The 23341-nt window shown below is 67.9% G+C and carries 19 protein-coding genes; 12 read left to right on the forward strand and 7 right to left on the reverse strand.

Features of this window, described 5'->3' with window-relative positions; translation table 11 throughout:
• Window positions 1–102 precede the first annotated feature (102 nt).
• The 5 genes from ACSQ3N_RS07315 (at window position 103) to ACSQ3N_RS07335 (ending at window position 6559) form a co-directional block, all read left to right on the forward strand.
• Complete coding sequence (locus ACSQ3N_RS07315; RefSeq protein WP_056161792.1) at window positions 103–591, forward strand: tripartite tricarboxylate transporter TctB family protein; 489 nt, start codon at window positions 103–105, stop codon at window positions 589–591.
• Window positions 592–606: 15 nt separating this feature from the next.
• Window positions 607–2118: a tripartite tricarboxylate transporter permease gene (locus ACSQ3N_RS07320; RefSeq protein ID WP_056161794.1), complete on the forward strand. Its 1512-nt coding sequence runs from the start codon at window positions 607–609 to the stop codon at window positions 2116–2118.
• A 120-nt stretch (window positions 2119–2238) separates the two neighbouring features.
• Window positions 2239–3549, forward strand: coding sequence for a DUF3422 family protein (locus ACSQ3N_RS07325; RefSeq protein WP_056161795.1), 1311 nt, complete (start codon window positions 2239–2241; stop codon window positions 3547–3549).
• Between the two features lie 242 nt (window positions 3550–3791).
• Window positions 3792–5414, forward strand: coding sequence for a gamma-glutamyltransferase family protein (locus ACSQ3N_RS07330; protein ID WP_436145966.1), 1623 nt, complete (start codon window positions 3792–3794; stop codon window positions 5412–5414).
• 209 nt (window positions 5415–5623) lie between these two features.
• A complete protein-coding gene (locus ACSQ3N_RS07335; protein ID WP_056161799.1) occupies window positions 5624–6559 on the forward strand; it encodes a DMT family transporter in 936 nt (311 codons plus the stop codon).
• 179 nt (window positions 6560–6738) lie between these two features.
• On the opposite strand, the gene ACSQ3N_RS07340 is transcribed toward ACSQ3N_RS07335, so the two are convergent.
• Together ACSQ3N_RS07340 and ACSQ3N_RS07345 are read right to left on the reverse strand one after the other, a co-directional pair.
• The gene (locus ACSQ3N_RS07340) at window positions 6739–7719 is read right to left on the reverse strand and encodes a M48 family metalloprotease (protein WP_056161801.1); all 981 of its coding nucleotides are present in this window, start codon (window positions 7717–7719) and stop codon (window positions 6739–6741) included.
• Between the two features lie 11 nt (window positions 7720–7730).
• Window positions 7731–8339 (reverse strand): SH3 domain-containing protein, encoded by a 609-nt coding sequence (locus tag ACSQ3N_RS07345; protein WP_056162563.1) that lies wholly within the window; start codon window positions 8337–8339, stop codon window positions 7731–7733.
• Window positions 8340–8405: 66 nt separating this feature from the next.
• Here ACSQ3N_RS07345 and ACSQ3N_RS07350 point away from each other — a divergent pair, with 66 nt between their 5' ends.
• The 3 genes from ACSQ3N_RS07350 to ACSQ3N_RS07360 all read left to right on the forward strand — a co-directional run bounded on the left by ACSQ3N_RS07350 (window position 8406) and on the right by ACSQ3N_RS07360 (window position 13379).
• Window positions 8406–9230: an SDR family oxidoreductase gene (locus ACSQ3N_RS07350; RefSeq protein WP_056161803.1), complete on the forward strand. Its 825-nt coding sequence runs from the start codon at window positions 8406–8408 to the stop codon at window positions 9228–9230.
• Window positions 9231–9448: 218 nt separating this feature from the next.
• Entirely contained in the window at window positions 9449–10564 is a 1116-nt protein-coding gene (locus ACSQ3N_RS07355; protein ID WP_235507221.1) for a TRAP transporter substrate-binding protein, read from the forward strand.
• 82 nt (window positions 10565–10646) lie between these two features.
• A complete protein-coding gene (locus tag ACSQ3N_RS07360) occupies window positions 10647–13379 on the forward strand; it encodes a bifunctional diguanylate cyclase/phosphodiesterase (RefSeq protein WP_082516681.1) in 2733 nt (910 codons plus the stop codon).
• 72 nt (window positions 13380–13451) lie between these two features.
• Here ACSQ3N_RS07360 and ACSQ3N_RS07365 read toward each other — a convergent pair whose 3' ends face one another.
• Window positions 13452–14354, reverse strand: a complete 903-nt coding sequence (locus tag ACSQ3N_RS07365; protein WP_056161805.1) for a DMT family transporter — start codon at window positions 14352–14354, stop codon at window positions 13452–13454.
• Window positions 14355–14506: 152 nt separating this feature from the next.
• Here ACSQ3N_RS07365 and ACSQ3N_RS07370 point away from each other — a divergent pair, with 152 nt between their 5' ends.
• Entirely contained in the window at window positions 14507–15490 is a 984-nt protein-coding gene (locus ACSQ3N_RS07370) for a quinone oxidoreductase family protein (RefSeq protein WP_436145967.1), read from the forward strand.
• Window positions 15487–16320, forward strand: coding sequence for an NUDIX hydrolase (locus ACSQ3N_RS07375; RefSeq protein ID WP_436145968.1), 834 nt, complete (start codon window positions 15487–15489; stop codon window positions 16318–16320). The genes ACSQ3N_RS07370 and ACSQ3N_RS07375 overlap by 4 nt, the downstream gene beginning before the upstream one ends.
• On the opposite strand, the gene ACSQ3N_RS07380 is transcribed toward ACSQ3N_RS07375, so the two are convergent.
• Window positions 16274–17353 (reverse strand): NAD(P)H-binding protein, encoded by a 1080-nt coding sequence (locus ACSQ3N_RS07380; protein ID WP_436145969.1) that lies wholly within the window; start codon window positions 17351–17353, stop codon window positions 16274–16276. The genes ACSQ3N_RS07375 and ACSQ3N_RS07380 overlap by 47 nt on opposite strands.
• 97 nt (window positions 17354–17450) lie before the next feature.
• On the opposite strand from ACSQ3N_RS07380, the gene ACSQ3N_RS07385 reads away from it, so the two are divergent.
• Window positions 17451–18389: a LysR family transcriptional regulator gene (locus ACSQ3N_RS07385; RefSeq protein WP_436145970.1), complete on the forward strand. Its 939-nt coding sequence runs from the start codon at window positions 17451–17453 to the stop codon at window positions 18387–18389.
• Between the two features lie 21 nt (window positions 18390–18410).
• Here ACSQ3N_RS07385 and ACSQ3N_RS07390 read toward each other — a convergent pair whose 3' ends face one another.
• The gene (locus ACSQ3N_RS07390; RefSeq protein WP_436145971.1) at window positions 18411–19313 is read right to left on the reverse strand and encodes a LysR substrate-binding domain-containing protein; all 903 of its coding nucleotides are present in this window, start codon (window positions 19311–19313) and stop codon (window positions 18411–18413) included.
• Window positions 19314–19454: 141 nt separating this feature from the next.
• Here ACSQ3N_RS07390 and ACSQ3N_RS07395 point away from each other — a divergent pair, with 141 nt between their 5' ends.
• Complete coding sequence (locus ACSQ3N_RS07395) at window positions 19455–20474, forward strand: bile acid:sodium symporter family protein (RefSeq protein ID WP_056161817.1); 1020 nt, start codon at window positions 19455–19457, stop codon at window positions 20472–20474.
• A gap of 27 nt (window positions 20475–20501) precedes the next feature.
• Here the strand turns inward: ACSQ3N_RS07395 and ACSQ3N_RS07400 are convergent, their stop codons facing one another.
• A complete protein-coding gene (locus tag ACSQ3N_RS07400; protein ID WP_056161818.1) occupies window positions 20502–22157 on the reverse strand; it encodes a Na/Pi cotransporter family protein in 1656 nt (551 codons plus the stop codon).
• A 349-nt stretch (window positions 22158–22506) separates the two neighbouring features.
• Window positions 22507–23334, reverse strand: coding sequence for a phosphodiesterase (locus ACSQ3N_RS07405; protein WP_436145972.1), 828 nt, complete (start codon window positions 23332–23334; stop codon window positions 22507–22509).
• Window positions 23335–23341 lie beyond the last annotated feature (7 nt).

Genomic DNA, 23341 nt, shown 5'->3' on the forward strand with positions numbered 1-23341 from the left:
ACGGTGTGCAGTGCGTTACCGGATGTAGGTGGAATCCACATCCGCACGGGGCGCTCTTGGACTGACAATCGCGCAGTCAAGATTTCCGCCTAGGAGACAAATGTGAAAATCAAGAGTCAAAAAGACTTCTTTGCCGGCCTCATGTTCATGGGGATCGGCGTGGCGTTTGCGTGGGGAGCCACCACGTACAACGTCGGCAACGGCGCACGCATGGGCCCGGGCTACTTCCCGCTGCTGCTGGGGATTTTGCTGGCCCTCATCGGGTCTGCCATCACCTTCAAAGCCACCACGGTGGAAACGCAGGACGGCGACAAGATCGGCAAGTGGGCCTGGAAGCCGCTGTTCTTCATCCTCGCTGCCAACTTCGCCTTCGGCATCCTGCTCGGCGGCCTGCCCAGCCTGGGCATCCCGGCGATGGGCCTCATCGTGGGCATCTATGCGCTGACCTTCATCTCCAGCCTGGCTGGCAATGAGTTCAACGCCAAGGCTGTGTTCGTGCTGGCCACCGTGCTTGCCGTCGGCAGCTACGTGGCATTCGTCTGGGCGCTCAAGCTGCAGTTCCCTGTGTGGCCGAGTTTCATCACGGGTTGAGCAGGAGCACCGACCATGGATTTGATCAACAACCTCTCGCTGGGTTTTGGCGTGGCTTTCACGTTCCAGAACCTCATCTACTGCTTTGTCGGCTGCCTGCTGGGCACGCTGATCGGCGTTCTGCCTGGCATCGGCCCCGTGGCCACCATTGCCATGCTGCTGCCTGCCACCTACGCACTGCCCCCCGTGGCCGCGCTGATCATGCTGGCCGGTATCTATTACGGCGCGCAATACGGTGGCTCCACCACCGCCATTCTGGTCAACCTGCCAGGTGAATCGTCCTCGGTGGTGACCGTGATCGACGGCTACCAGATGGCCCGAAAAGGCCGAGCGGGGCCGGCGCTGGCGGCGGCGGGCCTCGGCTCGTTCTTCGCCGGTTGCGTGGGCACGCTGATCCTGGCGGCCTTTGCGCCTCCGCTGACCGAAGTGGCCTTCAAGTTCGGCCCTGCCGAATACTTCTCGCTGATGGTGCTGGGCCTGATCGGCGCCGTGGTGCTGGCCTCGGGCTCGCTGCTCAAGGCGGTGGCCATGATCGTGCTGGGCCTGCTGATGGGCCTGGTGGGTACCGACGTGAACTCGGGCGTGGCCCGTTTCAGCTTCGACATCCCTGAGCTGACCGACGGCATCGGCTTCGTGACCATCGCCATGGGCGTGTTCGGCTACGGGGAAATCATCGCCAACCTGGCCCGTCCCGACGACGACCGCGAAGTGTTCACGGCCAAGGTGCATGGCCTGTTCCCGACGAAGGAAGACTTCAAGCGCATGGTGCCCGCGGTGCTGCGTGGTACGGCCTTGGGCGCTGCCCTGGGTATCTTGCCCGGCGGTGGTGCACTGCTGGCTGCGTTCGCTGCCTACACGGTCGAGAAGAAGACCAAGCTCAAGCCCGGCGAAGTGCCGTTCGGCCAAGGCAACATCCGCGGCGTGGCGGCTCCAGAGTCGGCCAACAACGCAGGTTCGCAAACCTCGTTCATCCCGCTGCTGACGCTGGGCATTCCACCCAACGCCGTGATGGCGCTGATGGTGGGTGCGATGACGATCCACAACATCCAGCCTGGTCCCCAGGTGATGACCAGCAACCCGGAACTCTTCTGGGGCCTGATCGCTTCGATGTGGATCGGCAACGCCATGCTCGTGATCCTGAACCTGCCGCTGATCGGCATCTGGATCAAGCTGCTTACGGTGCCTTACCGCTGGCTGTACCCCTCCATCGTGCTGTTCTGCGCGGTGGGTGTGTACTCGACCAACAACAACACCTTCGACATCTGGATGGTGGGTATCTTCGGTCTGGTGGGCTACATCTTCCACAAGCTGGGCACGGAACCTGCGCCTTTGCTGCTGGGATTCATCCTGGGCCCGATGATGGAAGAAAACCTTCGCCGTGCGCTGCTGCTGTCGCGTGGCGACTGGAGCGTGTTCGTCACGCGTCCGCTGTCGGCCGGCCTGCTGGCTGCCGCGGCCCTGCTGCTCATCATCGTGCTGCTGCCCGCCGTGAAGAACAAGCGCGAAGAAGCGTTCGTGGAAGACTGACCACCGTCCTCTTCTCATCGACTCCATGACGACGGCACCTTCGGGTGCCGTTGTTTTTTGGCGAGCCGTCACCGGGGCTGGCGCTGCGGACCAGCACAATCGGGGCAGAGGTCCGCACGCATGCCCACACCACTGCACGTCACACAGCACCCCCACCGGGCGTTGCTGCACAACGAGATTCACGCCCGCCCGCCCGAGTCCATGACGGCTCCGCTGGCCATTGCGCACATCGTGATGCTGGCCGATGCCGTCGGCCGCGAGGCCAGCCGTGCCCATGTGGCAGCCCTGCTGCGCGACCACCACCTGGCACCCCCCGGCGAGCACACCACCCACCTGCGGATCGACCTGGGGGCCTACCGCCTGCGGTGGGAGATGCACACCGAGTTCGTCTCCTGGACCTTCACGGTGCCCACGGCCATCGACGCCTTTGGCGAGCGGGAGCCCGCCAGCGCCGCCGATGCCGTGCCGCAGGACTGGCTGGCGGCGCTGCCCGGGCAATGCCTGTGCAGCCTGAACCTGTGGGTGCTGCCCACGCATGCCTTCGGCTCGGGCTCGCTCGTCAAGCACGTGCTGCACGAAGACACTTTGGTGGCGTCGACCGTGGCGGACGGCCATGGCGAGGTGTACACCGACTTTGCCATCCATGCCGACGGCTTCTCGCGCATGGTGCTGCTGGCGGGCGGCATGACCCCCCGCCGCCTGGGGCGCCTGGTGCAGCGCCTGCTGGAGATCGAGACCTACCGCATGGCCGCGCTGCTGGGCCTGCCTGCTGCCCGCGAGGCAGCCAACGTGCTGGCCTTTGCCGAGAGCGAGCTGGCCGAACTGGCCAACGCCATCCGCACGGCCAACCGCGACGCAGAGCCCGTGCTGCTGGACCGCCTGACGCGGCTGGCCGGCCAGGTAGAAAGCCAATACGCCGCCACGCATTCGCGGTTTTCGGCCAGCAGCGCGTACTTCGAGCTGCTGGACCGCCGCATCCAGGACATCGCCGAGTCCCGCCTGGCAGGCATGCAGACCATCCGCGAATTCATGGACCGGCGCCTCACGCCCGCACGCAGCACCTGCGAATGGGCGGCCCGCCGGCAGGACGCGCTGTCGCAACGCGTCTCGCGCATGAGCAACCTGCTGCGCACCCGCGTGGAGATCGAGCAGCAGCAAAGCAGCCAGGCGCTGCTGACCACCATGAACCACCGCCAAGACTTGCAGCTCAAGATGCAGTCCACGGTCGAAGGCCTCTCGGTGGCTGCCATCACGTACTACATCGTCGGGCTGGTGAGCTACCTGGCCAAGGGCGCGCAGAAGCTGGGATGGCCCTTGTCTGCGGAGACCACCGCGGCCATTGCGATACCGCTGGTGGCGCTGGCAGTGTGGTGGTCGCTGCGCAGGCTGCACCATCGGATCTTCAAGAAGCACGGGGAGTCGGGGGCTTGATGGCTCGCTGGTGAACGGGTGCGTTCAGCCCGCAGCCGTGGATGGTGCGTTCCAAGGCGGTCACGCTTTCCACAATGGTTCATGCATTCGCCACCGTTCAGGCTGGCTTGTCGACACGCGGATGCAGGCTTCCACGAGCTCAGCCAGAACGGTGATAACGATGTGAAAGGAGGCTTCGTGTCTGTGCGCTGCGCGCGTGCCATGGCAGGCGCCGTTCGGCCCCATCGGCCCATAATGTTCCGATGACCTTCAGCTACACCCCCTCCTATGCCAGCACCCGCTTGCCGGTGTTTGCGCGCAATGTTGTTTCCACCTCGCACCCGCTGGCAGCGCAGGCCGGGTTGCGGGTCCTGCAGCAGGGCGGCAACGCGGTCGATGCTGCCGTGGCGGCTGCCGCCGCCATGACGGTCTGCGAGCCGGTGAGCAACGGGATCGGCAGCGATGCGTTCTGCATTCTGTGGGACGGCCAGGCATTGCACGGGCTCAACGCGTCGGGGCGTGCGCCGGCGGCGTGGACGCCGGAGTACTTTCACCAGCGCTACGGTCAGGGCCAGGCAACGCCACCCACACGCGGCATGGACACCGTCACCGTGCCCGGTGCGGTCAGTGCCTGGGCGGCCTTGTCCGCGCGTTTTGGCAAGCTGCCTTTTGCCGACCTGATGGAGCCGGCCGCCGAGATCGCCGAGCGCGGCTACCTGGTGCCGGTGGTCGCGCAGCAGAAATGGGCTGCGGCGGTCGATGAGCTGCAGGCGCAGCCAGGCTTTGCGCAGAGCTTCATGCCCTGGGGCCGCGCGCCGCAGGTGGGAGAGCTGTTCCAGTTCCAGGCCGCGGCCCGCGCGCTGCGCGCCATCGGGGCGACACGCGGCCAGGCGTTCTACACGGGTGAGATTGCGCAGGCCTTGGTGGCTTTCTCGCAGGCCCACGGCGGCAGCCACACGCTGGCGGACTTCGCCGCGCACCAGCCGGAGTGGGTCACGCCCATTGCACGCAACTACCGAGGCCACACGCTGCACGAGATTCCGCCCAACGGGCAGGGCATCGCCGCGCTGATCGCGCTGGGCATCCTCGACCAGTTCGATGTGGCCAGCCTGCCGGTGGACAGCGCCGCATCCCAGCACCTGCAGATCGAGGCGATGAAGCTGGCGTTTGCCGACGTCTACCGCTACGTGGCCGAGCCATCGTCGATGGAGGTGACGCCCGCGCAGATGCTCGATGACGCCTACCTCGCGTCCCGTGCCAGACTGATCGACATGAACAGGGCGCAGGATTTCGGTGCGGGCAACCCGGTCAAGGGCGGCACCATCTACCTCACGGCAGCGGACGAGAACGGCATGATGGTCAGCTTCATCCAGAGCAACTACATGGGCTTCGGGTCGGGCTGCGTCGAGCCCACGTTCGGCATCAGCCTGCAAAACCGCGGCCAGGCCTTCAGCACCGACCGCTCCGCCCGCAACCCGGCCAACCTGGTGGCACCGGGCAAGCGGCCGTTCCACACCATCATCCCGGCCTTTCTTACCAAAGACGGCCAGCCGGTGATGAGCTATGGCGTGATGGGCGCCAACATGCAGCCCCAGGGCCATCTGCAGACGCTGGTGCGCATGCTCGACTACGGCCAGAACCCTCAAGCCGCGTGCGATGCGCCGCGTTGGCGCTTCAATGCGGGCCTGGGCATCAATGTGGAGCCGGACATGCCCGCCGCCACAGTACAGGGGCTCAAAGGCCTGGGGCACCGCCTGGAGGCGATGCAGGGGTCGTACCAGGACTTCGGCGCCGGCCAGTTCATCTGGCGCATGGGCGACCCGAAGGTGCACGGCTATGTGGCGGCCAGCGACCCGCGGCGCGATGGGCAGGCGGCTGGCTACTGATGAATCACCCCTGGGCCGCCTTGGGCGCCTTCGTGCTCTCTCCCTTTCTGTCACGCTCCGCCAGGCTGCGTCACACACTGCGCGCCATGGGAAGGGGACGCGGCCCGCGGCCTGGCGCAGCCAGTTCTGCGGCCTCCTCGCCTCAGATCGCGCCAGTGCTTGGGCTGTGCTGCCGCGCTGCGCAACGAACAAGTGAATATTGAAAAAAAGTGGCTCTACCGCAATCTGCACAAGCGCAAGCAGCTACAAAAAGTGTAGCAGCCGGCTTCATTCTCGCGCTTCTGGGCTCCATCGCGTTCAGCGGCAAGGCCATCATCGTCAAGCTGGCGTACCGCCATGGTGTCGATGCGGTGACGCTCATCATGTACCGCATGCTGTTCGCGCTGCCCATCTTCGCCGTGATGGCGTGGTGGGCCAGCCGCGGCAAGCCGCCGCTGACGCGCAAGGACTGGCTGGGCGTGCTGGGCCTGGGTTTCACCGGCTACTACCTGGCAAGCTTTCTGGATTTTGCCGGTCTGGCGTACATCAGCGCGAGCCTGGAGCGGCTGATCCTGTACCTCAACCCCACGCTCGTGATGATGCTGGGCTGGGCGCTGTACGGGCGCAGCATCCGCTGGTCGCAGGCGCTGGCCATGCTCATCAGTTACTGCGGGGTGATGCTGGTGTTCGGGTTCGAAGCCAATCTGCAGGGCACCAACGCGGCCTGGGGCGCGCTGTTGGTGTTCCTGAGCGCTGCAAGCTACGCCATCTACCTGGTCTACAGCGGCGAGATGGTGCAGCGCCTGGGCTCGCTGCGCCTGGTGGGCCTGGCCACCACCGTGGCGTGCCTGCTGTGCCTGGTGCAGTTCGCCGCGCTGCGGCCGCTGAGCGCGGCCCTGGTGGCGCCCGATGTGATCTGGCTGTCGGTGCTCAACGCCACGCTGTGCACGGCCGCGCCCGTGCTGATGGTGATGATGGCCATCGAGCGCATCGGCGCCGGTAGTGCGGCGCAGGTAGGCTTGATCGGGCCGCTGTCCACCATCTTCATGGGCATCTGGTTGCTGGGAGAGCCGTTCACGGTGTGGATCGCCGCGGGCACGGTGCTGGTGGTCACGGGCATTTTCATTTTTGGCCGCGCAGCGCGGCGGCCTGCGGCAGACGCCTGAGAGCGGGCAAGGCACCCCCCCCCACAGCTACGCAGAAAGGGGCCGCCCGCGCCCTTTGGGTGGGTGTTGCCAGCCATATGTCGGTCCCACAGCCTCGCTACCTCGGTACGTCGCTGCCCGACAACTCATCGACTCGTCAACCTATCCACTCATCCGCTTATCCACATCCACTGGGTCGATCACGAGACCTTTTTCTTGGGTGGGGGCGCAGGTTTGCGGGCTGGCGCTGCTGCGGGTGCTGCGCTCGGTGTCGCTGCCGCAGCGGCCTTGGGCTTCACGCGCTGCGCTACCGTCATGGGTGCGCCGCCGGCGAAGCTGTCCAGGTTCTTGCCCATGGCCAGCTCCAGTTGTTCCAGGCGCGCCTGTGCGGGCGGGTGGGTGGCCAGGGCCAGGGTGAACATGGGGTTGTCGGGCTTGGCGGTGCGCAGTTGCTGCAGCACGGCCACCAGGCCGTAGGGGTCGAAGCCCGCCCGTGTGGCCAGCGCCACGCCGGTGCGGTCCGCATCGTATTCGTCGGTCTGGTCGAGGCCGCGCGAGTACAGGTTGCGCCCCAGTTCCAGCAACTGCGAGGCCACCAGATTGCCCACCGCGCTGGTCTTGATCTGAGACGCCAAGAACTGCTTGAACAAACCCGACTGCGCGGTCTTGCGCATGGCGTGCAGGTGGTGCTTGGCGGTGACGTGCGTGATCTCGTGCGCCAGGATGCCCGCCAGCTCTGCCTCGTCGGCGCAGCGGTCTATCAAGCCCTTGGTGACGAAGACATATCCGCCCGGCGCTGCAAACGCGTTGTAGCCCGGGTCATCCAGCACGACGAAGGTCCAGGGCAGGTTGGGGCGTTCGGACTGCAGGCTGATCCAGCGGCCGAGCTGGTTCACGTAGCGCTGCAGTGCCATGTCCGGGTGCAGCGGCTTGCTGCCCAGCAGCACGGCGGACAGCTGCCGGCCGATCTCGATCTCGCGGGGCTCGTCGATGCTCTCGACCGAGCTGGACAACAAGCTGATGAGGTCGTCGCCGCGCGGTGCACTGCCGCCGCCGGTCACGGCGCCCAGCAGCATGTTCATGACGTTCTGGCTCTGGCTGGTCGCAGGCAGCAGAGCCAGGGCGACCGCAGCGCAGGCCGCAGCCAGGCGCCGGTGGTTCAGGAGAGAGCTCGATGGCATGGCAAGGCTCCTCAGTTGGGGCTGAAGTTGGGATCGGACGGGTTGGTCGACGAGCCGGTGGCTCCCGTGCCCGAGGTGGGGCGCGCAGGGGCCGCCAGTGCCGGCACCGTGCGCGGCTGCAGCGAGGCCGCGGTGGCGAACTGCCGCGCCTGGTCCGCGTTCACCCGCAGCGCCTCGGCCTGGCCTACCGCTGCAGGGTTGGGCTGGGCATTGGCGATGTCTTCAGCACCCAGGCCGCGGATGCCGACGGTGGAGGTGGCGGTAGTGCTGGAGCCGCTGTTGCCGCCGAACAAACTGCCCACGCCGCGCAGGCCGCTGGTGGCGGCGTTGCTGCTGGCAGTGGCAGACCCGGACTGGGGGCCCAGGTCGAACATGTGCACCCAGCCCGTCGCGCCCTGCTGGGTGCTGACCTTGGTCCACGCGCCCTTGCGCTCGCTGCCGCGGGTCACCACCGCGTTGGCTTCCAGGGGCGCCACGCTGGCACCGGTGTCGGCTGGGGCATCGCGCAATTGGGTGGCACGTTTGACCACGGCGGTGTCTTGCGCATGCGCAACGCCTGTCAAGCTCCATGCGGCCGATGCCAGCCACACGGCAAGGGCTCCGCGGTACAGCCATTTCATGGTGGTGCCTTCCATTTATGATTTGCCGAAGCGTTATGTGTATCAGTATGCAACTGGGAGATTGTTATGGATTTGGGTATTGCAGGCAAATGGGCGCTGGTGTGCGGCGCCAGCAAGGGTTTGGGCTACGGCAGCGCGCTGGCGTTGGTGCAGGAAGGCGTGAACGTGGTCATTAACGCGCGCAACGCGGAGGCTCTGGCGCTGGCTGCTACTCAATTGATAGCTGAAGGCGCACGCGCAACCAGCGCTGGCGGCCAGAAAAGCCCGCAGGTGCTGGCCGTGGCTGCGGACATCACCACGCCGGAGGGCCGCGAGGCCGTGTTCTTGGTGGCCGGTGGGCCGGGCCGGGACTTCGACATCGTGGTGACCAATGCCGGCGGCCCGCCCACGGGCGACTTCCGCGACTGGAACCGCGACGCGTGGATCAAGGCGGTGGACGCCAACATGCTCACACCCATCGAGCTCATCCAGGCCACGGTGGATGGCATGGCGGCCCGCGGCTTCGGGCGCATCGTCAACATCACCTCCAGCGCGGTGAAGGCGCCCATCGACATCCTCGGGCTGTCCAACGGCGCGCGCAGCGGGCTCACGGGGTTTGTGGCGGGTGTCTCGCGCAGCAAGATCGCGGCGCGCGGCGTGACCATCAACAACCTGCTGCCCGGCAAGTTCGACACCGACCGGCTCGCCGCCACGGTGAACGCCGCTGCCACCAAGGCCGGCAAGAGCGTGGACGAATTGCGCACCACGCAGCAGGCGCAGATCCCCGCGGGGCGCTACGGCACGGCGCAGGAGTTCGGCGCCATCTGCGCCTTCCTGTGCAGCCAGCAGGCGGGTTACATGACGGGCCAGAACGTGTTGGCCGACGGTGGTGCCTACCCCGGCACCTTCTGAGTAAAAACTTTACACAGGGTCGGGACGAACTGCTGCAGGACTCCTCTGTTGGCAGTGGGGCTTCCTCTCTGTCCATGTACAGCCATGGATTGATATAAACAGGGTGGCTGCTGCCCCAGCGGGTTCGTGGGTGGCACGTGTTGTCTTCGTGGCTTTTTGCCGACAGCCTTTTCGTCAGGTGGAAAAACTTGGTGAAGAATGGCGGCCTATCACTTGCCATGCAATCAAGGCCCTTCCTGACCCATCGTCCTCGCCTTCGCACTGCGCTCTCCAGTCTTGCACTGGCAGCGCTGTGCTGCCTGCCGCAGGCTGGCGCGCAAAGCGCTGCGGCCACCGGTGGCAGCACTGCAGCGCCCTACCGCCTGCGCATCGTCGGGGGGCTGGCGGGCATCAACCAGTACACCCGGCAGGAAGAGCCCTTCTGGAGCAAAGAGCTGTCGCGCCTGAGCGGCGGCCGGTTCGAGGCCGAGATCGTGCCCTTCGATCGCGCAGGGGTTCCGGGCGCCGAGATGCTGCGGCTGCTGCAGCTCGGTGTCGTGCCCTTCGGCACCACGCTCATGAGCTCCTTCACGGCCCAGTACCCCGAGTACACCGCGCCCGACCTGGCGGGGCTGAACCCCGACATCGCCACGCTCAAGTCCACCCTCACCGCGTTTCGCCCTTACCTTGAAAAGGCCCTGCGGGACCAGCACGGCGTCGAGGCGCTGGCGGTGTACGTCTACCCGGCGCAGGTGGTGTTCTGCAAGAAGCCGCTGCGCACCCTGTCTGACCTGGCCGGGCGCCGCACCCGCGTGTCGTCGTCCACCCAGGCCGATTTTGTCGGTGCCCTGGGCGGGGTGCCGGTGCTCACCGGCTTTGCGCAGATCATGCCCAGCCTCACCGCCGGCAACACCGAGTGCGCGATCACCGGCACCATGTCCGGCAACACGCTGGGCCTGCCCACGGTCACGTCGCACGTGCATGCCTTGCCCGTGACCTGGGGGCTGGCGATCTTCGGCGCCAACCAGGCCGCGTGGGAGGCTCTGCCTCCCGATCTGCGCGCGCTGCTGCGGCGCGAGCTGCCGCGGCTTGAAGCCGCCATCTGGGACGAGTCCGAACACGAAACCCTGAACGGCATGGCCTGTAACCGCGGCGCGCCGGCCTGCGTGGGCGGCCGCAAGGGCAGCATGGTGGTGGTGCCCGTGTCTCCGCAGGACGAGCGCAGCCGCCAGGAGATCCTCGCGTCCACCGTGCTGCCGCGCTGGGTGCAGCGGTGCGGCGCGCGGTGCGCCCAGGTGTGGAACCAGACCATCGGCCCCGTGCGGGGCCTGACGGCAGCGCCCGCAAAACCATGACCGACTTGCGCCAGAACACGGCTGCCGTCCCGACACCCCTGCCACGGGTGCGGCCCTGCATCCGGGTGGGCGTACGGACTGAATGAGCGAGTCCACCACCCCGCTTCGCATCAAGGCTTTCGTATGGGCCGCAGTGGCGGTGTTCATGGGGGCCGTGGCGCTGGTGTCTGCCGCCCTGGTGTGGAATGCGCGCCAGGTGGCGCTGGACGACAACGCAGGGCAGGCCACCCGCTTCGTCGCCGGGGCCGAGGCGGCACTCAACCGGTCGCTGCTCTCCGTCGACGTGCTGCTGGCCAGCCTGGATGAACTGCTGGGTCTGTCGACCGCCATGAGTGACTGGATCGACCCCGAGGCCGCGAGCCAGCGGCTGCGCAGTTCGGCTCGGCAGAACCTGATGGTGCGCTACGTGGCGCTGATGGATGCCCAGGGCAAGATCATCGCGTCGTCCGACGCCGCGGGCAGTGCGCTGGCGGTGCAGCTGCCCGTGGGGTTCCTGGAATCGGTGCTCCAGCAGCCGGTCTCCACCCTGTTGATCAGCCCACCCGTGGTGAGCTTTGCCACCGCAGAGCGCGTGCTCTACTTTGCGCGCCACCTGCGCATGGCCGACAGCGCCCGCGTGATCGCGATTGCCGAACTGCCGGTCAGCGCGCTCAGTTCCGTGCTGGTGCAGGGCGTAGATATCAGCGGCCTGCAGGTCACGCTGGAGCGCGCGGCCGGGCAACTGCTGCTGAGCGTGCCTTACCGCGAAGAGAACCTCACGCCGACCTTGAGCCCGCCGCTGCAGCAGCTGGCTGCCGACGGCCCGTCGTGGAACGCCCCGGCCCGCCTGAGCGGCGAGCCTGCGCTGGTGGTGTACCGCCCCATCCTGTACCAGGACCTGCGCATTTCTGCGAGCGTACCGCGCAGCGACGCGCTGGCGGGCTGGCGCCAGCAGCGCAATGCCATCGGCCTCACGGGCCTGCTGTTTGCCGCGATGATCCTGGCCGCCGGGTGGCTGGCGCTGCGGTACCTGGAGCGCCTGTCGCAGGCGCGCGTTGCCATCGCGCAGTCCAAGGCCACGCTCGACCAGGCGCTCGAGTCCATGGTCAGCGGCTTTTTGCTGCTGGACGCACAGCACCGCGTGGTGCAGTGGAACAGCCGCTTCGAAGAGATCTTCCCGTGGATGCGCAACGTCATGGCGCCCACGGTGCCGTTTCGGCGCGTGATGGAAGAAACCTCCAAACACCACATGCCACGGGCCAGCGACGATGAACGCATGCGCTGGGTGGAGCTGCGCCTGCTCAAGCAGAACCAGCACCTGGAGCCCCACGAGCAGGTGCTGCCCAATGGCCGCACCATCCAGATCACCGAGCGCCCCACGCCCGAGGGCGGCCTCGTGATCACGTACCACGATGTCACGGCGCTGCGCCGGGCCAGCGCCGAGATCGAGAGCCTGGCCTTCTACGATCCGCTGACCAACCTGCCCAACCGCCGCCTGCTGATGGACCGCATGCAGCAGGTCATCGCGGCCAGCGGGCGCAGCGGGCAGTACGGTGCGCTGCTGTTCCTGGACCTGGACCACTTCAAGACCCTGAACGACACGCTCGGCCACGAAGTGGGCGACGTGCTGCTGCGCCAGGTGGCCGAGCGCCTGAAGACCTGTGTGCGCCGCGAGGACACGGTGGCCCGCCTGGGCGGCGATGAGTTCGTGGTCATGCTGCACGAGCTGTCGCTGCACAGCGAAGAGGCCGCCGCCTATGCCCGCCGCGTGGGCCAGAAGATCCTGCGCAAGCTCAACGTGCCGTATTCGCTCAACGGGCACACGCACCACAGCACTCCCAGCATCGGCGCCACCTTGATGGGCGGGACGCTGCAGCCCTCGGTCGACCTGCTCAAGCAGGCCGACATCGCCATGTACCAGGTCAAGTCGCAGGGCCGCAACGCGCTGTGCTTTTTCGACCCGCAAATGCAGATCGCCATCAGCGTGCGGGCCCAGCTCGAAAGCGATCTACAGCTGGCGCTGGCGGGGCGCCAGTTCGTGCTGTATTACCAGCCTCAGTTCCACATGGACGGCCGCATCGTGGGTGCCGAAGCGCTGATCCGCTGGCAGCACCCCGAGCGCGGCCTGATCGCGCCGGGCGCCTTCATCAGCGTGGCTGAAGAGAGCGAGCTCATCGTCCCCATGGGCCACTGGGTGCTGCGCACCGCGTGCGAGCAACTTGCCCAGTGGGAGAACGATGCGCGCTTGCGGCACGTGCAGCTGTCGGTCAACGTGAGTGCGCGGCAGTTCCGCCAGCGCGACTTCGTGGCCCGCGTGGTCGAGGTGCTGCGCGAGACCGGCGCGCGGCCCCACCTGCTCAAGCTCGAGCTGACCGAGTCGCTGGTGCTCGACAACGTGGACGACACGGTCGCAAAGATGGGCCTGCTCAAGACCAAGGGCGTGCGCTTTTCGGTGGACGACTTCGGCACCGGCTACTCGTCGCTGGCCTACCTCACGCGGCTGCCGCTCGACCAGCTCAAGATCGACCAGTCGTTCGTGCACAACCTGGGCGTGCGCCACACCGACGACGTGATCGTGCAGACCATCATCGGCATGGCCCGCAATCTGGAGCTGGACGTGATCGCCGAAGGGGTGGAAACACCCGCGCAGAAAGCCTTGCTGGCCGACTACGGTTGCCTGCTGTTTCAGGGCTACCTGCTGGGTATGCCCGGCCCGGTGGCGGACCTGGAGGCGCTGCTGCGCAGTGCGGCGGGCGATGCGCCTGCGGTGCCAGGCCAGGGCGCGTTGCCCGGCCCAGCGGATGGGAGCGCTGCATCGCCTGAAGCGCGCTCCTAGGACGTTTCAGCGGGCATCTTGCTGCTGCGAAAGTAACAACGGCAACGGCAGGGAAACGGCAGGCGCAGCGCGCTAAGCCTTCCGCGAAGAGACGATGATCCCGCCCACGATGAGCGCGAACGCCACGCCGTGAAACACCTGCGGCGTCTCGCCCAGGAACGCGGCCGACAGCATGCCGGCGAACAGCGGCGTGAGGTTGACGAAGAAGCCCGCCACCGCCGGCCCCGCGCGCTGCACTCCCACGCCCCAGAAGCGGTAGGCCAGCACCGCAGGCCCCACCGCAATGAACACCAGCGCCGCCACCAGCGGCCAGCCCCAGGTCGCATGCGTGTGGCCCGTGGCCCACTCCACACCCGCAAAGCTGCCCGACCACGCCAGGCCGAACACCATCTGCGCCATCAGGAAGGCGGCCCAGTCGCCGCGGATGGGTGCGGGCTCGGTGGTGCGCGACAGCAGCCAGCTGTAGAACGCCCACGAGATGGTGGCCAGAATCATGAAGAGGTCGCCCGGCACCAAGCGGAAGGCCAGCAGCTGCGCCCACTCGCCGCGGCTGAGCACGATCAGCACGCCGCAGATCGACAGCAGCGCGCCCAGCACCTGGCGCTGCGTCACGCGCATGCCGAAGAACAGGCTGCCCACCGCCAGCATCCACACCGGCATGCTCGATCCCACCAGCGTCACGTTGATGGGGGTGGAGGTCTGCAGCGCCATGTACTGGAACGCGTTGTACAGGCCGATGCCCAGCAGGCCCAGCAGTGCGTAGCGGCGCCAGTGGGGCCACAGCGGGCTGTCCTTGCGCAGCACGCCATGGGCCAGCGGCAGCAGCACGCCAAAGGCCAGCACCCAGCGGATGAAGTTCAGGGCGATGGGAGAAATCAGCTCGTGCACCAGCCGCCCCACCACGGCATTGCCCGCCCACAACATCGGCGGAATCACCAGCATCGCGGCCGTGCCGGGCGTTAGTTTTTGTGTCATGGGGCAGCACTGTAACGGTGCACTGCGGGCGGTGCCGCTGGGCGCGCCAATGCCCTTGGCCGGTGGCGGTCGCCCTGGGGCGGCAAGGCGGCAGGTTTCGTGGCAGGATGGCCGCCGTTGTTGTGCATCCCCCATTCCAGGAGACCCAGTCCATGAGCCTTGCCGTCCAGATCCGCCAGCACGGCGGTCCCGAAGAACTCCACCTGGCCGATGTCACCGTGGGCGAACCCGGCCCCGGCGAGATCCGCATCCGCCACCACGCCATCGGCCTGAACTTCATCGACGTGTACCACCGCACGGGCCTGTACCCGCTGCAGATGCCCGCAGGCATCGGCATGGAGGGCGCCGGCGTGGTCGAGGCGGTGGGCGAGGGCGTCACGCACCTGAAGGCGGGCGACCGAGCGGCCTATGCCAGCCAGCCGCCCGGCAGCTACTGCGAAGTGCGCGTGATGCCCGCCAAGACCGTGTGCAAGCTGCCCGAGGCCATCAGCTTCGAGACCGGCGCGGCCATGATGCTCAAGGGCCTGACGGCGCAGTACCTGCTCAAGAAAACGCTGCCGGTGGAAGGCCTGCAGGCCGGAGACCACGTGCTGTTCCATGCGGCGGCGGGGGGTGTGGGCCTGATCGCCAGCCAGTGGGCCAAGGCCCTGGGCCTGCAGCTCATCGGCACGGCGGGCTCCGACGCGAAATGCCAGCTGGCCTTGGCCAACGGCGCGGCGCACGCCATCAACTATCAACGGGAAGACTTCGCAGCCCGCGTGAAGGAGATCACCGGCGGCAAGGGCGTGAAGGTGGTCTACGACTCGGTGGGCAAGGACACCTGGGACAAGTCCCTCGACTGCCTGCGGCCCTTCGGCCTGATGGCCAGCTTCGGCAATGCCTCGGGCCCTGCACCGGCGTTCGCGCCCGGCTCGCTCGGCGCCAAGGGCTCGCTCTACGTCACGCGCCAGACGCTGTTCACCCACATCGCCACGCGCGAGAGCACGCAGGCCATGGCGGACGACCTGTTCGCGGTGGTGGCCAGCGGGCAGGTCAAGATCCACATCGACCAGCGCTACCCGCTGGCCGACGTGCAGCAGGCGCACCGCGACCTCGAAGCCCGCAAGACCACCGGCTGCACCATCCTCACACTGTGAACGCCGCTGTGCAGAACCCGTCGTTCGAAGCCTGGGTGGCGGGTGCGCGGCAGTCCGCCCGGCGCCCGCCTGCGCAGCCGCGCCAGGCTCTGGTGGTGGCGGGGCAGGTGGTGGGGTCGGTGGCGGAAGGTTTTTTGAATCAAATCAGCCCCTACCGCTTGCTGGAAAAGCGCTACCAGCTATCAAATAAGGAGCATTCGGGTGCCATGGCATGGTGCATCGATGGGCCGGCCGATGCCACCACCGATGCGCTCAACACCCTGGCCGCAGCCTTGCGCGACGCCGCGCTGTGCGGCCCCTGGCGCGACGAGCAACTGGCCGTGTGCAGCCCGGCGGGCGAGGTGGTGGGCACGGTGGAGCGCGGCGCCGTGCGCGTGCTGGGCATCACCACCCGCGCGGTCCACCTGGTGGGCCTGGCGCCGGATGGCCGCATGTGGGTGCAAAAGCGCTCCATGACCAAGCCCAACAACCCGTGCCTGTGGGACACGCTGATGGGCGGCATGGTGTCCGCCGCCGACACGCTGCCCCAGGCCCTCGCGCGCGAGACCTGGGAAGAGGCGGGCCTGCAGGTCGGTGCGCTCACGGCGCTGCAGCACGGCGGCCATGTCGACTTCAGCCGCCCCAGCCGCGAGGGTGGCGGTGCGGGCTACATGCTCGAACGCATCGACTGGTTCCGCGCCGAAGTGCCTGCGGGCATGGAGCCTTGCAACCAGGACGGCGAGGTGGAGCGGTTCGACCTGCTGCCGCCGGGCACCGTGCGCGATCAGGTGGCGCAAGGCCAGTTCACGCTGGAAGCCGGGCTGGTGATTGCGGGGTTTCTGGGGCTGTGATGCCCGATGTGGGCTGCTTGGTGGGCTGCCCTGCGGGCTCTGCGGCAGGGGGCAGGCAGCCCAGGCCTTCCAGCGTGGCCCGCACGGCCGCATCGAGCGGCGTGTGGGGCTCGGTGCCCAGCACCGACCGCAGCCGGTCGTTGGCCATGCGCAGCGGCTCGCGCCACAGGTAGCGCATCTCGCGCAGTTCGCGCAGGGTGGCCACGAAGGGCGACGCCAGCGTGATCAGCCACCACGGAAACGCACGCACCTTGGGCGCCGCGCCGCCGCGTGCCGCCACTGCCCGGCCGATGGCGCCCGCCATCTGCTGGCCGTCCGCGTCCCAGTGCCCAGCCATGTGGAACGGGGCGAACGCCGGCAGGTCGGCGCGGCGCGCGATCAACTGCACCATGGTGCGCGCCACGTCGGGCAGGTAGGACCACTGGTGGCCCACACCCGCGCTGCCGGGCAGCGACACCGCCGCCACCGGCTGGCCCGGCTTGACGAGGCCCTGCGCAAACCAGCTGTTGCCCACCTGCGGGCCGAAGTAGTCGCCCGCCCGCACGATGATCACGCGGCAGGTGGCAGGCGTCAGCGGGTGCGCCACGGTGGCCTGCTGCAGCCGCCGCTCCAGCTCCACACGCACGGCGCCCTTGCGGGTCAACGGGCGCTGCGGGTCGTCTTCACGCAGTACCGGAAACGCATCGGGCCCGTAGTTGTAGACCGTGCCGGGCAGCACCACCGTGGCGCCCACGGCGGTGGCGGCGGCGATGGTGTTGTCGATCATCGGCAGCACCAGCTCGCCCCAGCGGCGGTAGCCCGGCGGATTGACGGCGTGCACGATCACGTCGCAGCCCGCGGCGGCGGCCAGCACGTCCTCGCGGCGCATGGCGTCGCCGCGCAGCCAGGCCATGCCGTCACGCTGCTCGCCCGCCGGCGGCGCACTGCGGTGCAGCGCCACCACGTGCCAGCCCGCATCGCGCAACTGGCGCGCCACCTCGCCGCCAATCCCGCCCGTGGCGCCCAGGACCAGAACCTTGTTGCCGTGTGCCATGTGTGCACTCCAAAACTTGTTGCGATGGAAGTCAGTGTGCGCGGGGCTAGGGTAAAAGGAAATTGCTGAAAATGAAGGTGAGGCTATACATTTATGTATGACTCAAGCATCGGATGAATCGCGCAAATCGGATGGCCCCGTGGGCTGGGAGCTGTACCGCTCTTACCTCGGCGTGCTGCGCGAAGGCTCGCTCTCCGGCGCGGCCCGGGCTCTGGGCGTGACCCAGCCCACCGTGGGCCGCCACATCGCAGCCCTGGAGCAGGCCCTGGGGCTCACGCTCTTCACCCGGTCGCAACAGGGCCTGCTGCCCACCGAGGCGGCCCTTGCGCTGCACCCGCATGCCGAGGCCATGGGCCATTCCGCAGCCGCCCTGGTGCGGGCCGCCAGCGGCCATGGCGATGGCGTGAGAGGCACGGTGCGCGTGACCGCCAGCGAGGTGATCGGCGTGGAGGTGCTGCCCTCCATCCTGGCGCAACTGCAGGCCGACCATCCGGCGCTGTGCATAGAGCTCGCGCTGAGCAACAAGGTGCAGGACCTGCTGCACCGCGAGGCCGACATCGCCATCCGCATGACCGAGCCCCGGCAAGAGGCGCTGATCGCCCGGCGCGTCGGCGTGGTGCAGGTGGGGCTCTACGCGCATGCGCGCTACCTGCAGGCGCACGGCATGCCAAAGTCGCTGGCGGACCTGCAGCAGCACCGGCTCATCGGTTTTGATGAAGAAACGCCGCTCCTGCGCAACGCCCGCAAGGTGGTCCCTGCCTGGCGCCGCGAAGCGTTTGCCCTGCGCAGCGACAGCGACCTGGCGCAGTTGGCGCTGGTTCGGGCCGGATGTGGCATCGGGGTATGCCAGGTGGGGCTGGCAGGGCGCGCGCCCGAGCTTGTACGTGTGCTGGGTGCGCAGTTCTCGGTGGGGCTCGATACCTGGGTGGTGATGCACGAAGACCTGCGCGGCAGCCCGCGCTGCCAGCACGCGTTCGACGCGTTGGCGCAGGGGCTGCAGCGCTACATCTCAGAGGCCGCAGTGTTTTTGCCCTGACGGGCCGCCACGTCGCCGGGCCTACGACGCCGCAGGCCCCTGCGCCGCCACCGCCTTCACCAGTTCCCACGCCGCCTGCGCGATGGGCGACAGGGCGCGGTTGCGGCGGCGCACCAGCATGACCTCGCGGTCCACGCGCGGCACCAGCGGGCGCACGGCCAGCCGCGCCAGGCCTTCGGGCGGCAGGGCGAGGGTGGGGATGACGGAGATGCCCAGGCCGGTATCGAGCATGCGAAAGATGGTGGTGGGGTGGCCCACTTCTTGTGCGACGGTGTAGGCCACGCCGTGTTCGGCCAGGGCGCGGTCGATCAGGCGGCGGCTGCCGGAGTCGTGGTCCAGCAGCACCAGCGGCTCGCCCTGCAGGTCGGTCCAGCGCACGGTGCGCTTGCGCGCCAGTCGGTGGCCGGGCGGGCAGGCCAGGCAAAACGGCTCGGTCAGGATGGTCTCGCAGTGCAGAGCATCCTGCTCGCCGGGGTCGATCACGACGCCGAAGTCCACCTCGCCCGACAGCACGCTGGCCAGCACCGCGCTCTGCATGCGGTCCAGCAGCACCAGCTCCAGCCCGGGCAGACGGGTCTGGGCCTGCGCGATGCAGTCGGGCAGCAGGTTGGCCGACAGCGTCGGGCTGCTGGCCACCCGCACCCGGCCGCGCCGCTCGGTGGCCATCTCCTGTACGTCCTGCAGGGTGCTTTCCAGCTCTTCCAGCACGCGCGGCAGGCGGGCCGCCAGGCGCTGGCCGGCGTCGGTCAGCGTGACCTCGCGGGTGGTGCGGTTGAGCAATTGCAGCCCCATCTGCGCCTCCAGCTCGGTGATGCAGCGGCTCACGGCGGGTTGCGTCAGGCCCACGGCGTCGCCGGTGCGGCTGAAGTTGCGCGTCGCGGCCACGGACTGGAAGACGTGCAGTTGGCGCAGGGTCACATTCATGCGGCCGAATCATAAATCCATCAGAGAAATCCATTTCTCTTTGGAATGCGCAGCTTGTCCAATAGCGCCATCGCCCGCTGCTGCGCCCCGCCTGGTGCCAGCTTTCGGTTAGATCCGCGTGTTTTTTTCGATGGTATTTCCATGGCCCGTTCCCGATTCCTCCCCGACAACTTCACCCTGGCCCTGCTTTGCACTGTGGCCCTGGCCAGCGTGCTGCCCGCATCGGGCGCTGCCGCGCAGGCGCTGGAGGCCACCACCGTGGCGGCCGTGGCGCTGCTGTTCTTCTTGCACGGCGCCAAGCTCTCGCGCGATGCCATCGTGGCGGGTCTGTCGCACTGGCGGCTGCACCTGGTGGTGGTGGGCACCACGTTCGTGCTGTTCCCGCTGCTGGGCTGGGCGCTGCGGCCGGTGCTGCTGCCGCTCGTCACGCCGCAGCTGTACACCGGGGTGCTCTACCTGTGCGTGCTGCCGGCCACGGTGCAGTCGGCCATTGCGTTCACTGCCGTGGCGCGGGGCAACATGCCGGCAGCGATCTGCAGCGCGTCGGCGTCCACGCTGCTGGGCATCGTGATCACGCCGATGCTGGTGGGACTGCTGCTGCCCGAGGCGCAGGCCCATGGCGCCGCGGCGCAGGACGGCACGCTGGCCAACATCGGCCGCATCATGCTGCAGCTGCTCGTGCCCTTTGTGGCGGGGCACCTGCTGCGGCCCTGGATCGGCGGGTTCGTGCAGCGCCGGGCGGCGGTGCTCAAGGTCGTGGACCAGGGCTCGATCCTGCTGGTGGTCTACACGGCCTTCAGCGCGGCGGTGGTGCAGGGCCTGTGGCGGCAACTGCCGTGGCCCGCGCTGCTGGGCCTGGTGGTGGTGTGCGCGGTGCTGCTGGCGCTGGCCCTCGGCCTGACCACCTGGGCCGCACGGCGCATGGGGCTTTCGACCGAGGACGAGATCACGCTGGTGTTCTGCGGCTCCAAGAAGAGCCTGGCCAGCGGGGTGCCCATGGCCAAGGTGCTGTTCGCCTCCCACGCGGTGGGGGCCATCGTGCTGCCGCTCATGGTGTTTCACCAGATGCAGCTGATGGTGTGCGCGGTGCTGGCCCAGCGCTATGCGCGACGCACCTCGCCGAATGAAGTTGCTATTAAAAATGTGGCTGCCAGCGCTTGATGGACAAGCGCTGGAGGCTCAAAAGGCTCAAGCCTGTTCGTTCATCGTGCGCAGCCGGCTGGGCGCCAGCGCTCCGGCCGATTCCAGGATGGGGTAGGCCACGGAGCACAGCAGCGAGTTGATGCGCTTGAGCTCGCTGATCAGGTCGATGTGCAGCGAGCTGGTCTCGATGCTCTGCACCGTGTTGTCCGACAGGCGCGCCAGGTGGGTGGCCGAGTAGGCATGCTCCAGGTCGCGGAAACGGGCTTTTTCTTCCAGCAGCTTTTGCGCGTCGCGCACGCTGCCGTTGAGGAACACGCTCATCGCCAGCCGCAGGTTGTCGATCAGGCGCGCGTGCAGCTCGGTGATCTCTTCCATGCCGGCTTCGGAGAACTGGCGGCCCTTCTTGATCTTCTTGTCTTCGATGTCGATGAGCACGCGCTCGATGATGTCGCCGATCTGCTCCATGTTGATCGTGAAGCTGATGATGTCCGCCCAGCGCCGGCCCTCGCGCTCGTCCAGCGCCTCGCGCGAGATCTTGGTCATGTAGTACTTGATGGCCGAATACAGCCCGTCCACCTCGTCGTCGAGCTTGCGCAGGTCTTCGGCCAGCTTGATGTCGTCGGTGCGGATCACCTTGTGCAGGCCCAGCAGCATCGACTCGACCACGTCGGCCTGGTGCAGCGCCTCGCGCGCGGCGCACGAGATGGCCAGCGACGGCGTGGCCAGGGCCGAAGGGTCCAGGTGCTGCGGGCGTGCGCCGGCCGCGGCCTGCGTCTTTTCCTGCGGCAGCAGGCGCTGCACCACCCGCGCCACGGTGCCCGTGAGGCCGATGCAGACGATGCCCACCACGACGTTGAACGCCAGGTGGAACAGCACCACCAGCGCGGCGATCTCGGGCACATAGGGCCGCACGTGCTGCAGCCACAGGCCGGTGAGCGGCGTCATGATGACCACGCCGATGATCTTGAAGAACAGGTTGCCCAGCGGCACCTGGCGCGTCTGGACGTTGGCCTTCATGGTCGTCAGCACCGCCAGCACGCCGCTGCCCAGGTTGGCGCCCAGCACCAGGCCCAGCGCCACGTCGGGCGGTATGCCGCCCGAACCCGCCAGCGCCGCGGTGAGCAGCACAGTGGCCAGGCTGGAATACGCCACGATGGCCAGCACCGCGCCGGTGAAGATCTCCAGCAGCAGGTCGCTGGTCAGTGCGCCGAGCAGGGTGCGCACGGTGGGCGACTGGGTGAGCACGGTGGTCGATTCGGTGATGAGGCGCAGCGCCAGCAGCATCAGTCCCAGGCCGATCAGCACGCGCCCCACGCGGCCCGTGGCGGTGTCCTTGCGCGAGATGAACAGCACCACGCCCACGAAGATGAACAGCGGCGACAGCCACGACAGGTCCATCGAGAACACCACCGCCATCACGCTCGTGCCCACGTCGGCACCCAGCATCACCGCCAGCGCGGCGGGCAGGCCCACCAGGCCCTGGCCGACGAACGAGGACACGATGAGCGCCGTGGCCGTGCTGGACTGCACCACCGCCGTCACCCCGATGCCCGAGAGCACGGCGGTGAACCGGCTGCTGACGCTGTGGGCCAGCAACTGCCGCAGGTTGGCGCCGAACACGCGCAGGATGCCGGTGCGCACCAGGTGGGTGCCCCAGATCAGCAGCGACACCGCTGCCAACAGATTCAAGAGATGCTTCATGAGTAAACGCTAACTTTTCTTCTTTTTGTGCCTGCACTGCGCCGCGTGCCATATGCGCTGCCGCTGCCTGGGGGCAGGGCGGGCAGGGCAGCGATGGCACCCTGGGGCAGGCTTGTGGAGTGGCCCGGAGCGGGCGCGGAAAAGCTTTGCGAGCCAGAAAGGCTGTGCCGCTGGAACAACGGCAGAACGCAAACCATGAAAGCGCCCGTTTTAGTCACAAAACTGTCACATTACGGACGCCCTAGCATACCCGTGAATCCATCACGCAGGAACCATGCCCATGACAGGGCAAGGTATGTTGCGCCGGGCGGGGCCGCAGAACGGGCGTTGCACCCCCTGCGGCGGCGACTCAGTCGATCAGCTGGCCGGCCTCGTGGAAGGGGTAGGGCCCCTCGTGCACGCCGCTGGCTGCGGTGTGGCTCACCAGCCGGCCGCCCTCGGGCAGCGCATGCACCGCGAACCCGGGCGGCTCCAGCGTCCAGGCCGACGTGGCGTCGGGCGCCAGGTCCAGGCAGACCTGGTGGGCGGGCGAGGGCGCGGTCATTGCGATGGCGCCGCCAAAGCGCACCTGGATGCTGCGGTGCAGATGGCCGCAGATGACGCGCTCCACGTTCGGGTGGCGGGCCACGAGGGCCTCCAATTCCGCCGCGCCGCTCAGCAGCCCGATGGCGTCCATGTGGCCGATCAGCGTCTGGAACGGCGGGTGGTGCATCGCGATCACCACGGGGCGGTGGCGGTGCGCGTCGAGCGCATCGGCCAGCCAGGCCAGGCGTTCACGGCACAGGCTGCCCTCGCTGGCGCCGGGCACCACGGTATCGAGCGCGATCAGGGTCATGCCGCCCACCGGCACGCAGTACTGCACGAAGCCCTCCGTGCCCAGGTAGGTGTGCTGCGGAAAGCTCTGGCGCAGCTGGGTGCGCTCGTCGTGGTTGCCCGGCAGCAGGTACGTGGGCAGGGGCCCGAGCGGCGCCAGCAGCGCGCGCAGGTGCTCGTACTCGGCAGCGCGGCCAAAGTCCGTCAGGTCGCCGGTGATCACCAGCGCGTCGGGCCGCTGCGGCAGGCGCAGCATGGTCTGCACCGCTTGGGCCAGGTAGGGGGCGGTGTTGATGCGGCCATAGGCCAGGCGCCCAGGTTCGCGGATGTGCGGGTCGGACAGTTGCAGCAGCAAGGTGGTCATGGGCATG

Origin of the sequence: Acidovorax sp. LjRoot194 (assembly GCF_964253015.1) — a bacterium.
Lineage (GTDB): Bacteria > Pseudomonadota > Gammaproteobacteria > Burkholderiales > Burkholderiaceae_C > Acidovorax.